Here is a 12641-nt window from a genome sequence, read left to right as displayed (position 1 = left end):
GGTCACATCCAGCATGATGTGACCCACGCCATCCGTGCACCCCGCGGGTGGTTCCTAAGGGGTCGCCCTCACCCGGGCGGTCCCGGCAAACCTTCCGGGCTCACCACCAGCGGGGCCCGGCAGATGGAGGAGTCACCATGCCTGTTGTCACGCCCCCGGAGGTCGCCCGATGACCGCCGTCTTCGAACCCGGAACCGCCTTCGAGGCCTACGACCTGGCCGACCGCTACCGCGTCGGAGCCGGACCGGTCCTGCTCACCGGAATCCAGGCGATCGCGCGGATGCTCGTCGAGCAGCGCGAGCTGGACCGTCGCCGTGGCATGCGTACCGGCACGTTCATCTCCGGCTACCCGGGCAGCCCGCTGGGCGGCCTCGACCAGCTCCTGCTGAGCCTCCCCAAGGAGATGGCCGACAGCGACATCACCGTGGTCCCCGGCCTCAACGAGGAGCTCGCCGCGACCGCGGTCTGGGGCAGCCAGTCGGCGGTCACCCTCGACACCGAGCGCTACGACGGCGTCACCGGTGTCTGGTACGGCAAGGGACCCGGCGTCGACCGCGCGCTCGACGCGATGCGGCACGCCAACATGTACGGCGCGCACCCCGACGGCGGCATGCTGATGCTGGTCGGCGACGACCCGGCCGCGAAGTCGTCCACCGTCCCGGCGGTCAGTGAACGCACCCTGGCCTCGCTCGGCATCCCCGTGCTGTTCCCGCGCAACGCCTCCGAGATCGTCGAGTACGGGATGGAGGGCATCGCCCTCTCCCGCGCCTCCGGCTGCGTCGTAGCGCTCAAGATCGTCGCCGACGTCGCCGACGGCGCCTGGGTGGTCAACCCGGAGATCGGCGTCCTCGACCCGGTCACCCCGAAGACCGACTGGGACGGCGTTCCCTACACCTACGAGCCGACCAAGATCGAGCTGTTCCCGGACCGCATCGTCGGCGCCGAGGCGAAGCTCTACGGCCCCCGGATGGGCGTCGTGAAGGCGTACGCCGCCGAGAACAGGCTCAACCGGATCGAGGTCAAGGCACCGACCGCCAAGGTCGGCATCGTCGCCTCCGGCTCGTGCTACGACTCGATGCGCCAGGGACTGACCGACCTCGGTCTCGACCATGACGAGCTGATGGCCGCCGGGATCCGGGTGCTGCGGCTGGGCATGATGTGGCCGGTCGAGCCGACCATCGTCTCGACGTTCGCGGAGGGGCTCGAGGAGATCATCGTCGTCGAGGACAAGACCTCCTTCATCGAGCAGGGCATCCGCGAGATCCTCTACGGCGAGCCCTCGGCTCCGGTCATCGTCGGCAAGAAGGACCGCGCCGGCGTCCCGCTGGTGCCGCTCGACGGCGAGCTGACCGCCGGCCGCCTGCTCACGCCGCTGCGCCGCGCGCTGAAGGGTCGTGTCGACCTGAAGCCCGCCGGTCCGGTCCGGATCGACCTCCCGCTGCTGGCGACCTCGCGGACGCCCTACTTCTGCAGCGGCTGCCCGCACAACCGCTCCACCGCCCTGCCGGACGGCTCGCTGGGTGGCGGCGGCATCGGCTGTCACACCCTGGTGACCGCCTCGCAGCGTGACGACAGCGCGGTCGTCGGCATCACCCAGATGGGCGGCGAGGGGTCGCAGTGGATCGGGCAGGCGCCCTACAGTCACGCCGAGCACATGTTCCAGAACGTCGGCGACGGCACCTTCTTCCACTCCGCCCAGCTGGCCATCCAGGCGTGCGTCGCCTCAGGCGTCAACATCACCTACAAGCTGCTGCACAACGACGTCGTCGCGATGACCGGTGCGCAGAAGCGCCAGGGTGCGGTCGAGATGGCGCAGCTGACCCACAAGCTGATGAACGAGGGCGTCAAGGCGATCATCGTGGTCGCCGACGAGCCGCAGCGCTACCGGCGCAAGGACTTCCCCGCGGGCGTACGTCTGTGGCATCGCGATCGCCTCGACGACGCCCAGCGCGAGCTGCGCGAGATCCCCGGCGTCACAGTGCTGATCTACGACCAGCACTGCGCCGCGGACGCCCGTCGCCAGCGCAAGCGCGGCACGATCGAGGCCCGCAACACCCGGATCGTGATCAACGAGGCCGTGTGCGAGGGCTGCGGCGACTGCGGCGTGAAGTCCAACTGCCTCTCGGTTCAGCCGGTCGAGACCGAGCTGGGCCGCAAGACGCGCATCGACCAGACCTCGTGCAACACCGACTACACCTGTGTCGAGGGCGAGTGCCCCTCGTTCATGGCTGTCGAGACCGACCCGACGGTCAAGAAGGCGAAGAAGTCGACGCCCGAGCCGCCGAAGGTGGCGGACCCGGGATATGGCGAGCTGGAGCGGACCTACGGCGTCTTCATGGCCGGCATCGGCGGCACCGGCATCGTCACCGTCAACCAGGTGCTCGCGACCGCGGCGCTTCGCGCCGGCTTCGGCGTGGAGTCCCTCGACCAGGTCGGGATGAGCCAGAAGGCGGGCCCGGTGACCGCTCACCTGCGGTTCGGCCCGGGTGCGATCGAACCGTCCAACCGGGTCACGCCGGGCTCGGCCGACTCGCTGCTCGGCTTCGACCTGCTGACGCTGGCCGAGGGCAAGAACCTCGCCTACGGTGACCCGTCGCGGACCCGCGCGGTCGTCTCCACCAGCAAGACGCCGACCGGCCCGATGGTCTACGACAAGGACGTCGCCTACCCGGCCGACGACGAGCTGCTCACCCGGGTGAACGGTGCCTCGTCCTCGCTGCGGGCCTTCGACGCCCTCGCCGCTGCGGACACGCTCTTCGGCAACACGGCCGCCGCCAACTTCCTGTTGGTCGGCGCCGCCTACCAGGCCGGCGCGCTTCCGATCCCCTCCGAGGCGATCGAGGAGGCCATCGGCATCAACGGTGTCGCGGTCGGCGCCAACGTCTCGGCGTTCCGCTGGGGTCGTGCCTCCGTCGCCTCGCCCGAGGAGTTCGCCAAGGTCACGGGCACGGCCACGAAGCCGGTCGAGGAGGTCGTAGTCCCGGCCCTGGACGACGCGACGTTCGACGGCGAGGTGCGCCGTCTCGCGGAGGTCCGTGCCCCGCAGCTCGTCGGCTTCCAGAACCAGCAGACGGCCCGCAAGTACGTCGAGCTAGTCGACCGGATCTGGACCGCAGAGCGTGCGGTCACCGAGGACACCCGCTTCTCCGAGGCCGTCGCTCGCTACCTGTTCAAGCTGACGGCGTACAAGGACGAGTACGAGGTCGCCCGGCTGCTCACCGCGCCGGACGCCTTGGACGGTGTCCGCGCCGAGGTGGCCGGCCGGATCAGCTTCAAGCTCCGCCCGCCGGCGCTCGGCTGGTGGCTGAAGGAGCGCAAGATGACCTTCGCTCCGCGCTTCCACTTCGTGCTCCGGTTCCTGGCCACGCTGAAGTTCCTGCGCGGGACGATGCTCGACCCGTTCGGTCAGGCCGAGGTGCGCCGCACCGAGCGCGCGCTGCTCGCCCACTACTCGGCGCTGGTCCTCGACCTTGCCGGGAACCTCACCGACGAATCGTACGCCCGGGCCTGCCGCCTCGCGGAGCTCCCGGACATGGTGCGTGGCTACGAGGGCGTCAAGATGCGCAACGTGGCGGCCTACCGCGACTCGCTCGCCGCGGAGGGCATCGACCTGAAGGTGTAATCCCGCCGGAGGTCGACCCGGTGCCCGCCGAGTCGGCCCGTCCTGACCAATCCCCACGCCGAGTCGGCGCGTCATAACGCGCCGACTCGGCGTGATCTGCGGTCAGGATGAGCCGACTCGGCGAGTTACAGAACCTTGTGCGTGCTCGCCGGGCCGTCCCCGAGGCCGAAGGCCTCGGCCAGTCCCGAGCGAGCGCCGGCGCTGTCGAGCTGGGCCTCGAGCCGGCGGATGTTGCGCGCCGAGGGGTAGGCGAAGAAGGCCATCAGCGCAAGCGTGATGACCGCGCCGATGACGTACGTCAGCAGCTGTCCCTCGGTGAGGACGAAGGCCAGGGCGAGAGAGGCGAGCGCGACGACCTCGCTGAGGACGAGGCGCAGGATCATCGAGGTCTGGTGCTTCTGCAGGCCCTCGTTGGTCGCCTTCTCCGGCAGGGTCCCGGGCGTGACCGGAGCGGCGCCGAAGCCGACGGTCGAGCACAGCAGGGCCATGATGACGCCGGCCGCGACCTGCCCGCCGATGACGTACGCAGAGGGCAGCTGCAGGTCGGGGTCGGGGATGCTGAGCGCGACGACGACCCCCAGACCCACGACCATGGTCATGAATGCGAGCGCCATCATCTGTGCAGTACGTGCCAACGGTGCGGTCATCTGAGCTCCTCCTCGGGCTTTCGGTGACGGCAATCTAGCCGACGCCGAGACCGGTCGTCGCGAGGCCGCTCCGGCCCGGGGTGCTGGCGGCACCCCGGGCCTCGTGAGCGGCTCAGCTCCGCCAGGTGATCAGCGCGTCGAGCGCCTCGATCCGGTCGCCGGAGACCAGCAGCGGGTTGACCTCGAGCGACTCGAGGTCGTCGCCGAGCGCAACCGCGATCGCGCCGATCCTGGCCACCACGGCTGCCAGGGCCTCCAGGTCGGCAGGGGCCTGGCCGCGGGCGCCCCGGAGGATCTCGACGCTGCGCAGCGACTCGACCGCCCGTCGGGCCTCCGCGTCCGAGATCGGCAGCAGACGCAGCTGGGAGTCACCGAGGATCTCGACCCAGACACCGCCCATGGCCACCGCCAGCGTCAGCCCCCACGACGGGTCGCGGACGACGCCGACAAGCAGCTCCGTCCCGCCCGAGCGCATCGGCTGAACGACCGTGGTGCTGCCGTCGTGGCCCGCCTTCCCGAGCGAATCGGCGATGCGTCCCGCGGCGACGCGGACCGCCTCCGCGTCGGTCAGACCGAGCTCCACGCCGCCGAGGTCGCTCTTGTGCTCCAGGTCGTCGGCACCTGCCTTCAACACCACGGGGAAGCCGACCTCCTCGGCGAGACGCGTGGCCTCGTCTGGGGAGGTGGCAACCAGGGACGGCACCATCGGGATGCCGTTGGCGGCTAGGAACCCGCTGGCGTGACGTTCGGTCCAGGTCCCGGTGCGCGGCGGAAGTCCATCGGGCACCGTCACCTCGACCGAGACCGGGGCCTCGGCGCCCGACTGATGGCGCCGGTACGTCTCCGACCACCGGGCCGCATGGCCGAGCGCGGTCATGCCGTGCTCGATGCCACCGGCGATCTGCGGGTAGTTCGCCGCTTCCCGGAGCGCTCGCCCGGTCTCGTTGACGTCGACGAGAACGTTGCCCACGATCACGACCGGCTTCACCGAGGACCGGACCACCCCGGCTGTGTGTCGGTAGGTCTCCACCGCGAGGTCGAAGTCGGGTGTGGCCCGGGGCATGTCCTGCAGCAGCATGATCGCGTCGATGCCCGGGTCGGCAGCGACGACGTCGAGTGCCTTCGACATGAGCTGACGATCGAGCAGCACGTAGCCGGTGACGTCGAGCGGGTTGTTCGGCGTGGCGAAAGGTGGCAGCACCTCCCGGAGAGCGGCCGTCGTCGCCGCGGAGAACTCCGGGAGCTCGAGCCCTTCGTCCTCGGCCCTGTCGGAGATGATCTCTGAGGCGCCGCCCGAGGGGGTGACGACGCCGATCCGATTGCCGGGCAGCGGGCCGGTCTCGGCGAGCATGCCGGCGGTGACCATCAGGTCCTCGAGCGAGCCCACCCGGATCACGCCGAGCTGCCGGAATGCGGCGTCGACCGTCTTGTCGTCACCGACCAGAGCACCGGTGTGAGCCTGCGCCGTCCGCGACGCCTTCACGCTGCGGCCGATCTTGAGAGCCACGATCGGCTTGCCCGCCGCCAGCGCCCGCTCGGCGATCTCGGCGAACTCCTCCGGGTGCCGGATGCTCTCCAGGAAAAGAGCGATCACCTTGGTGGTGGGGGAGTCGACCAGCGCGTTCATCACGTCGGTCACCGCCATCGCGGTCTCGTTGCCCATGGACACCAGGAGCGAGATGCCGATGTTGCGCGCCTGGGCGAACGCCAGCACATTGCTGGCCAGGGCGCCGCTCTGCAGCACCACCCCGACGGAGCCACCGATGAGCGGCGGTGGGATCGGCAGGCCGTACGGCGTGATCGAGTCGGCCGCGTTGATGAACCCGTTGCCGTTGGGGCCGAGGACGGTCAGGTCGTGCCTTCGGGCGATGTCGGCGACCTCCTGCTCGCGGACCGCGCCCTCCTCACCGACCTCTCCGTATCCGGCGGTGAGGATGACGTAGTTCCGGACGCCGCGGGCCGCGCCTTCCTCGAGGATCCGTGGCACGACCTCGATCGGCGTCATGACGTACGCCAGGTCGACCGGCCCCGGGATGTCGGAGAGGCTCCGGTGGGTCTCGACACCGTGGACGACGGGCGTCTTGGGGTTCACCAGGTGAACGTCACCGGCGAAACCGTGCTGAAGAAGGTTGTTGTAGGTGCTCGTCGACCAGCCCGACTTGTCGGTCGCCCCCACGAGGGCGACTGATTTCGGGCGGAAGAACTCCTGCATCCGGTCGGCGTCGAGGGTGGTCATGGCGCCACCTCCGTAGCGCAGGCGCCAGAATACGGACGCGGCGCCGTGACGTCCCCGATGTTCGCTCGCTTGCGCTCGCTCATGCCACCGACGCTCCCACCTTGACGTGTCCCTTGAGGAGGTTTCGGGCGATCGTACGGCGCTGGATCTCGTCGGTGCCCTCGAAGATGCGCAGCAGCCGCAGCTCGCGATACCACCGCTCCAGCGGGAGCTCCTTGGTGTAGCCCATGCCTCCGTGGATCTGGAGAACGCGGTCGACGACGCGGTTGGCCATGTTGGTGCCGTAGAGCTTCGCGATCGACGAGGCGTGCCGTGCGTCCATCTTGTTCTCGACCTGCCACGCCGCGTGGAGGGTCAACCAGCGGGCGGCCTCCAGCTCGACGGCGCTGTCGGCGATGTGCCCCTGGATGAACTGGTAGTTCGCGATCGGCTGACCCATCGAGTGCCGGTTGTTGGCGTGCTCGATGGCCATCTCGAGCATGCGCTCGGCGGCACCGATGGCCCCGGCCGGGATCATGAAGCGACCGTTGCCGATCCACTGCATCGCCAGCTCGAAGCCCTTGCCCTCCTCGCCGAGGATGTGGTCGTCCGGGACGCGGACGTCCTGGAAGCTCAGCGCACCCGGGCCCCACTCGCCCATCGTCGGGATGGGCGTGGACTCCCAGCCCATCGCTCGGTCGACCAGGAAGCAGGTGACGCCGCCGTCGGCACCCTTCGCCGGGTCCGTGACGGCGAAGACCATGACGAAGTCTGCCTCGTTGCCGTTGGTGATGAACGTCTTCTCGCCGTTGATCACCCAGTCGTCGCCGTCACGGACCGCCCTGGTCCGGATGTTGCGGGCGTCGGAGCCGGCGCCGGGCTCGGTGATGGCGAAGCAGCTGCGGCGCTCACCCTCGATGGTCGGGATGAGGTATTCCTTCTTCTGCTCCTCGTTGCCGGCGTAGAGGATGTTGTCCGCGCTGCCGCCGAAGCGGAACGGCACGAACGTGCGGCCGGCCTCACCCGCGATGATCGCCGACATCAGGGCTCCCGCGGCCATGCCGCCGTACTCCTCCGGGGTGTTGATGCCCCAGTAGCCGTACTTGCGGGCCTTGGCCTGCAGGTCCTTGAGCTGTCCCGGTTCGAGGGCCGGCCTGCCGTTGCGCTCGTTGAGAAGAACCTGGTCCTCCAGTGGCATCACCTCCTTGGTGACGAACTGGCGCACCGCCTCCTTGACTGCCCGATGCTCTTCTCCCAGTGCGAAGTCGATCATGGCCCGCTCCTTCGGTTAGAGTGAGTTTCTAGAATCATTTTCTAGAATGGAACTATGAGAAGAGTCACGCAGTAGCGGTTCCTCGTCAAGAGGAAATGCGCATACTGTGAGAAGATCCGGCACCATGACGAGGAGTGAACGATGTCGCTAGAGGTCGAACCACAACGCCCCGGAGGGCGTCGCTGGGCCAAGACCGAGGAGACGCGCCGTCAGCTCTTGGACGCATCTCGCGAGGTCTTCGCCGAGAAGGGCTACGCAGTGGCCAGCGTCTCCGACGTCGTCGCCCGCGCCGACTCCAGCGTCGGGAGCGTCTATCACCACTTCGGCGGCAAGGAGCAGCTCTACCTCGCCCTGTGGGATGAGTACGTCGGCCGGCTTGCCGCCGCTGCTGCCGACAGCGTGGCGAAGGTGCGAAAAAGCGGGGTCGAGGCACCGCTCGACCAGTTCGAGGCGGGTGCGCTGGCCTATCTCGACGCGGTCTGGGAGGACCGCCAGCTGCTGCCGGTCTTCTACGCCGGTGACGGTCCGCCCGGGTTCGAGATGATGCGCCGCCGGCGGAACATCGAGTGGATCCGCCGCAACCTGCAGGTTCTCGGCCTCGGCGGCAGCGACGAGGACCAGCTCCTCGGTGCGATCCTGACCGCGCTCATCGGTGAGGCGGCCCGGATGACGGCCGCGTGCGAGACCAAGCGCCAGGCCCGGAGGGTCGCGCGGCACGCGATCGCGCTGGCCCAGCGGCTCTTCGGTGGAGAGATCGCCGAGGCGCCGCAGGCGGCTGAGTAGGGCACCAGTCAGCCCCGGCGGACGAAGTTCGCGCCTCATCCGCCGAGATCGAGTCCGGGGCTGACGGATCACCGCCACGTGGCCAGTCCGCGGTCGAGAACCACGGTGCCGTCCTCCTTCCGGGTCTGGAAGGCGGTTGTGGTGTCGTCCACCCGCCAGATCGCGACCTGCAGGGTCTCGCCGGGAAGGACCGGCGAGGAGAAGCGCCCGGCCATCGACGCCATCGCGTCACCGTCACCTCGAGCGATGGTGCTGACCAGCGCTCGCCCGGTGACCCCGTAGGTGCACAGGCCGTGCAGGATCGGGCGCTCGAAGCCGCCTCGGGCCGAGAAGCGCGGATCCGAGTGCAGCGGGTTGCGGTCGCCGCTGAGGCGGTAGAGCAGGGCCTGGCCGGGCCAGGTCGGCATCGTCACCAGCTCGTCGGGATCGCGACCGGGGATCGGCGAGGCGGCCTTGGGGCCCGGATCGCCGCCGAACCCGCCCTCACCGCGGATGAACACCGAGCTGCGGGTGGTCACGACGGCCTCGCCGGTGCCGGGGTCGACCGCCTCGGACTCGCTGGAGACCAGAGCGCCCTTGCCCTTGTCGTACATGCCGGTGACCTGGGACGTGACCGAGACCGTCCCCTCCGGGGCCAGCGGTCGGTGCAGGACGACCTCCTGCTCGGCGTGGACCAGCATCGCCGGGTCGAAGTCGCCCATCTTCTGGCCGCCGCGCCTGGTGCCCCAGGTGACCATCACCCCGAAGGTGGGCAGCACCCTCTGCTCCTGGCAGGCGTCGTCGCCGTGCTCGCTGGTGTAGCGCAGATCAGCCAGCGGATCGTCGTGTCCGGCGCCGACGCCGAGGGCGTACAGCAGCGTGTCGGCACTGGTCCAGGACCGCGGTGACGGGTCGGAGCGTACGCCGATGACGGAGGGGTCAAGACTCATGCCTCTGGCGTCCTTCCGCTGGTGAGGGAGTTGGCACGGGCGCCCGCGATCATGCTGGGCAGCACCACGTCGAGCTCGTCCACGGTCCACGGACCGTCCTTCTCCTCGGTCGGGCCGGCGACCCAGCCCTCGGCCACGCTGACGTGCCCGCCGCGTACGTTGAAGACGCGACCGGTCACGTCTCGCGCGGACGGTCCGGCCAGCCAGACCACCACCGGCGAGACGTTCTCCGGTGCGCCCGGGTTCCAGTCGCCCTCGGCCACCGTGGGCCGGTTGGGGTTGAGGTTCTCGGTCATCCGGGTCAGTGCCGCGGGGGCGATCGCGTTGACGGTGATGCCATAGCGGCGCAGCTCCTGCGCGGCGATGACGGTCATCGAGGCGATGCCGGCCTTGGCGGCGCCGTAGTTGATCTGTCCCGGGTTGCCGTAGATGCCGGAGGAGGAGGTGGTGTTGATGATCCGGGCGTCGACGTCCTCGCCGCTCTTGGAGAGCTCACGCCAGTGCTGGGCGGCCACGCTCATCGGCGCGAAGGTGCCGCGCAGGTGCACCTTGACGACGGCGTCCCACTCGTCGATGGACATGTTGACCAGCATCCGGTCGCGCAGGATGCCGGCGTTGTTGACCAGCACGTCGACCTTGCCCCACTCGTTGAGGGCGTCCTGGAACAGCTTCTGCGCGCCTTCCGGGTCGCTGATGTCGCTGCCGTTGGCGATGGCCTCGCCGCCGAGCGCCCGAACCTCCTCGACGACCTGCTGGGCGGGATCGTCGGCCTTGCCGGTGCCGTCGAGTCCGGCGCCGAGGTCGTTCACGACGATCGCCGCGCCGCGGCGTGCGAACTCGAGCGCGTGCGCGCGGCCGAGACCGCGACCGGCGCCGGTGATGATGACGACCTGTCGGTCGGTGCTTGCCATGGATCTGCTCCTTCGGGTGGTGGGGTCAGCGCTGGTTGGCGAGGATGAGGGTCGCCGCGCTCATGAACATGCCGCCGTTGCCGAGCACCAGGCTGGTGTCGACACCGTCGACCTGGGCCGCGGCCTCGCCGCGCAGCTGGCGTACGGACTCCTGGATCGCGAACATCCCGTACATGCCGGTGTGGGTGTAGGACATTCCGCCGCCGTTGGTGTTCATCGGCAGGCGTCCGCCGGGGGAGGTGTGTCCCTCGGCGACGAACGCACCGGACTCGCCGCGTCCGACGAAGCCCATGTCCTCCAAGCCGTACAGCGGGACGTGCGCGAAGGCGTCGTAGATCATCAGGTGATCGATGTCGGAGTGGGACATGCCCGACTCCTTGAACGCCGCCTGGCTGGACAGGGTGAACTGCTTGCAGCGGGTCATGTCCTCCATCTGCGAGATCAGCGGCGTGGTGGCCGCCTCACCGGTGCCGAGGACGTGGACCAGCGGCTTGTCGCTCCCGTGCGCCTCGGCGAACTCGCGGGAGGCGACGACGAGGGCGCCCCCACCGTCGGTGACCAGACAGCACATCAGCAGGGTGAACGGGTCGGCGATCATCTTGGCGCCGAGGACATCCTCGACACTCACCTCGTCCCGGAACATCGCCCTGGGGTTGCGGGAGGACCACCGCCGCTGTGCGACCGCGACCTCGGCGAGCTGCTCGAGGGTGTTGTCGGTCTCGTGCAGGAACCGGCGGGCCGGCACGGTGAAGCTGGTCGGCGGACCGACGATGCCGTACGGCATCTCGAACTGCGCCAGCACCGAGTCGTTGCCTCGTGCGTGCATCGGCGCGCCCACCCGGGATCGGCCGGACTCGCCATGTGTCACCAGTACGACGTCGGCATAGCCGGCCTTGATCGCCGCCGTCGCGTGACGTACGTGGAAGAGGAAGGAGGCGCCGCCGATGCCGGTGCCGTCGATGTAGGTCGGGGTGATCCCGAGGGCGTGCGAGACCTGGATCGGGCCGGGTATCGAGACCGAGGCGATGCCGTCGACCTGGTCCTTGGTCAGGTTCGCGTCGGCGAGGGCCCGGCGCGCTCCCTCGACGTGCAGCTCGAGGGTCGAGGTGGTAGGCAGCTTGCCGATGTCGGTCTCGGCCGCGCCCATGATGACGACGTCGCGGCTCATCGGCTCTCCTCCGCAGGGGCGAAGACAGGCACCGTGACGCCCGTGCGTCGCTCGAAACGGACCTCGACCGGCATGTCGAGCTCGAGCTTCTCCGGGTCGGTACCGACCAGGTTGGTCATCATCCGGGGACCCTCATCGAGCTCCACGACGGCGATCACGGTCGGGACCGGGAAGCCCGGCGCCGGGCGATGGGAGACCACATAGGTGTGCAGAAGGCCCGAGCCCGAGCAAGTCACCCACTCGAGATCGGTGGAACCGCACCGGGGGCAAGAGGAACGCGGGTAGAAGAAGACCTGGTCGCAAGGCAGGCACTTGGGAAGGTCGAGCCTGCCGGCGGCGGTGGCGTCCCAGTATGGCTGGGTCTCCGGCGTCGCCCGCGGTGCGAACCGCGCTTCCGGGGAGACCTCGGGGGTCGTCGTCATCGGGTGCTGCCTTTCTCCCGCGCCCGGAGGGCGTGGGTGTCGAGGTAATGGAGGATGGCCTCGACCGAGGCCCGAGCAGCCGGACGACGTTCGTCGTCGACCTTGGCGTAGACGTGGTCGGTCACCTGCTCACGGGCCACACCATCGGTTAGCAGCCTCTCGACCTGGTCGATCCGGCGTTGCCGATCGCCCATCCGCGCGCGCAGATAGGTGCTGGGCTCGCGCACCGCCGGCCCGTGTCCTGGGAGGAGGATCCAGTCGTCATCGACCAGATCGGCGATCCGAGCCATCGAGCCGAGCATGTCGGCGATGGTGCCGTCCGGGTGCGAGATGTAGGGGTTGAACCGGGCCAGAACGGTGTCCCCGGTCAGCATCACGCGACGGTTGCCGACCGTGAAGCTCACTCCGTCGGAGGTGTGCCCCGGTGTGCTGACGGTGCGGATCTCCGCCCTCCGGCCCAGGTCGATCCTGGTCCCGTCGGGGATGACGCCCTGTTGGACCCGCGGCTTGATCGCGGCCTGCCAGCGTTCGGCCACCGCATGCGCGGCCTGGGAGTGGTCGCCGTGATGGTGGCTGAGCAGGATCGTCTCGACACGGGCGCCTGCCCCGCGCACCACCTCGTCGATCCGGTCCAGATGTCCGGGGTCGGTCGGGCCGGGGTCGATGACCAC

The 12641-nt window shown here is 69.4% G+C and carries 10 protein-coding genes; 2 read left to right on the top strand and 8 right to left on the bottom strand.

The features are described 5' to 3' along the window. Positions 1 to 169 precede the first annotated feature (169 nt). Positions 170 to 3622, top strand: coding sequence for an indolepyruvate ferredoxin oxidoreductase family protein (locus ACRDPS_RS25545; RefSeq protein ID WP_431504482.1), 3453 nt, complete (start codon positions 170 to 172; stop codon positions 3620 to 3622). A gap of 125 nt (positions 3623 to 3747) precedes the next feature. Here ACRDPS_RS25545 and ACRDPS_RS25540 read toward each other — a convergent pair whose 3' ends face one another. From ACRDPS_RS25540 to ACRDPS_RS25530, 3 genes are all read right to left on the bottom strand, one after another. Then, entirely contained in the window at positions 3748 to 4269 is a 522-nt protein-coding gene (locus ACRDPS_RS25540; RefSeq protein WP_431504481.1) for a hypothetical protein, read from the bottom strand. Positions 4270 to 4381: 112 nt separating this feature from the next. Then, positions 4382 to 6505, bottom strand: a complete 2124-nt coding sequence (locus ACRDPS_RS25535) for an acetate--CoA ligase family protein (RefSeq protein ID WP_431504480.1) — start codon at positions 6503 to 6505, stop codon at positions 4382 to 4384. 79 nt (positions 6506 to 6584) lie between these two features. Next, entirely contained in the window at positions 6585 to 7757 is a 1173-nt protein-coding gene (locus ACRDPS_RS25530) for an acyl-CoA dehydrogenase family protein (protein WP_431504479.1), read from the bottom strand. Between the two features lie 141 nt (positions 7758 to 7898). On the opposite strand from ACRDPS_RS25530, the gene ACRDPS_RS25525 reads away from it, so the two are divergent. Further along, a complete protein-coding gene (locus ACRDPS_RS25525) occupies positions 7899 to 8540 on the top strand; it encodes a TetR/AcrR family transcriptional regulator (protein ID WP_431504478.1) in 642 nt (213 codons plus the stop codon). A 68-nt stretch (positions 8541 to 8608) separates the two neighbouring features. Here ACRDPS_RS25525 and ACRDPS_RS25520 read toward each other — a convergent pair whose 3' ends face one another. From ACRDPS_RS25520 to ACRDPS_RS25500, 5 genes are all read right to left on the bottom strand, one after another. Beyond that, positions 8609 to 9469, bottom strand: coding sequence for a MaoC/PaaZ C-terminal domain-containing protein (locus tag ACRDPS_RS25520; protein ID WP_431504477.1), 861 nt, complete (start codon positions 9467 to 9469; stop codon positions 8609 to 8611). Then, positions 9466 to 10380, bottom strand: a complete 915-nt coding sequence (locus ACRDPS_RS25515; RefSeq protein WP_431504476.1) for an SDR family oxidoreductase — start codon at positions 10378 to 10380, stop codon at positions 9466 to 9468. The genes ACRDPS_RS25520 and ACRDPS_RS25515 overlap by 4 nt, the downstream gene beginning before the upstream one ends. Before the next feature lie 25 nt (positions 10381 to 10405). Beyond that, positions 10406 to 11548, bottom strand: coding sequence for a thiolase C-terminal domain-containing protein (locus ACRDPS_RS25510; protein WP_431504475.1), 1143 nt, complete (start codon positions 11546 to 11548; stop codon positions 10406 to 10408). After that, entirely contained in the window at positions 11545 to 11970 is a 426-nt protein-coding gene (locus ACRDPS_RS25505) for a Zn-ribbon domain-containing OB-fold protein (protein ID WP_431504474.1), read from the bottom strand. Before ACRDPS_RS25505 ends, ACRDPS_RS25510 begins: the two co-directional genes overlap by 4 nt. After that, a partial coding sequence (locus ACRDPS_RS25500) for an MBL fold metallo-hydrolase (protein ID WP_431504473.1) occupies positions 11967 to 12641 on the bottom strand: 675 nt, incomplete at its 5' end. The genes ACRDPS_RS25505 and ACRDPS_RS25500, both read right to left, overlap by 4 nt.

This window comes from Nocardioides sp. (assembly GCF_050699375.1).
Classification (GTDB): Bacteria; Actinomycetota; Actinomycetes; order Propionibacteriales; family Nocardioidaceae; genus Nocardioides.
The sequence above is the reverse complement of the archived record's forward strand: the minus strand, read 5'-3'. Positions and strand labels throughout refer to the sequence as shown.

What these genes read in the sequence shown, in the direction of transcription:
- ACRDPS_RS25535 (WP_431504480.1), bottom strand. Translation starts at nt 6,505, where the DNA reads ATGACCACCCTCGACGCCGACCGGATGCAGGAGTTCTTCCGCCCGAAA.
- ACRDPS_RS25515 (WP_431504476.1), bottom strand. Translation starts at nt 10,380, where the DNA reads ATGGCAAGCACCGACCGACAGGTCGTCATCATCACCGGCGCCGGTCGC.
- ACRDPS_RS25525 (WP_431504478.1), top strand. Translation starts at nt 7,899, where the DNA reads ATGTCGCTAGAGGTCGAACCACAACGCCCCGGAGGGCGTCGCTGGGCC.
- ACRDPS_RS25505 (WP_431504474.1), bottom strand. Translation starts at nt 11,970, where the DNA reads ATGACGACGACCCCCGAGGTCTCCCCGGAAGCGCGGTTCGCACCGCGG.
- ACRDPS_RS25520 (WP_431504477.1), bottom strand. Translation starts at nt 9,469, where the DNA reads ATGAGTCTTGACCCCTCCGTCATCGGCGTACGCTCCGACCCGTCACCG.
- ACRDPS_RS25510 (WP_431504475.1), bottom strand. Translation starts at nt 11,548, where the DNA reads ATGAGCCGCGACGTCGTCATCATGGGCGCGGCCGAGACCGACATCGGC.
- ACRDPS_RS25530 (WP_431504479.1), bottom strand. Translation starts at nt 7,757, where the DNA reads ATGATCGACTTCGCACTGGGAGAAGAGCATCGGGCAGTCAAGGAGGCG.
- ACRDPS_RS25540 (WP_431504481.1), bottom strand. Translation starts at nt 4,269, where the DNA reads ATGACCGCACCGTTGGCACGTACTGCACAGATGATGGCGCTCGCATTC.
- ACRDPS_RS25545 (WP_431504482.1), top strand. Translation starts at nt 170, where the DNA reads ATGACCGCCGTCTTCGAACCCGGAACCGCCTTCGAGGCCTACGACCTG.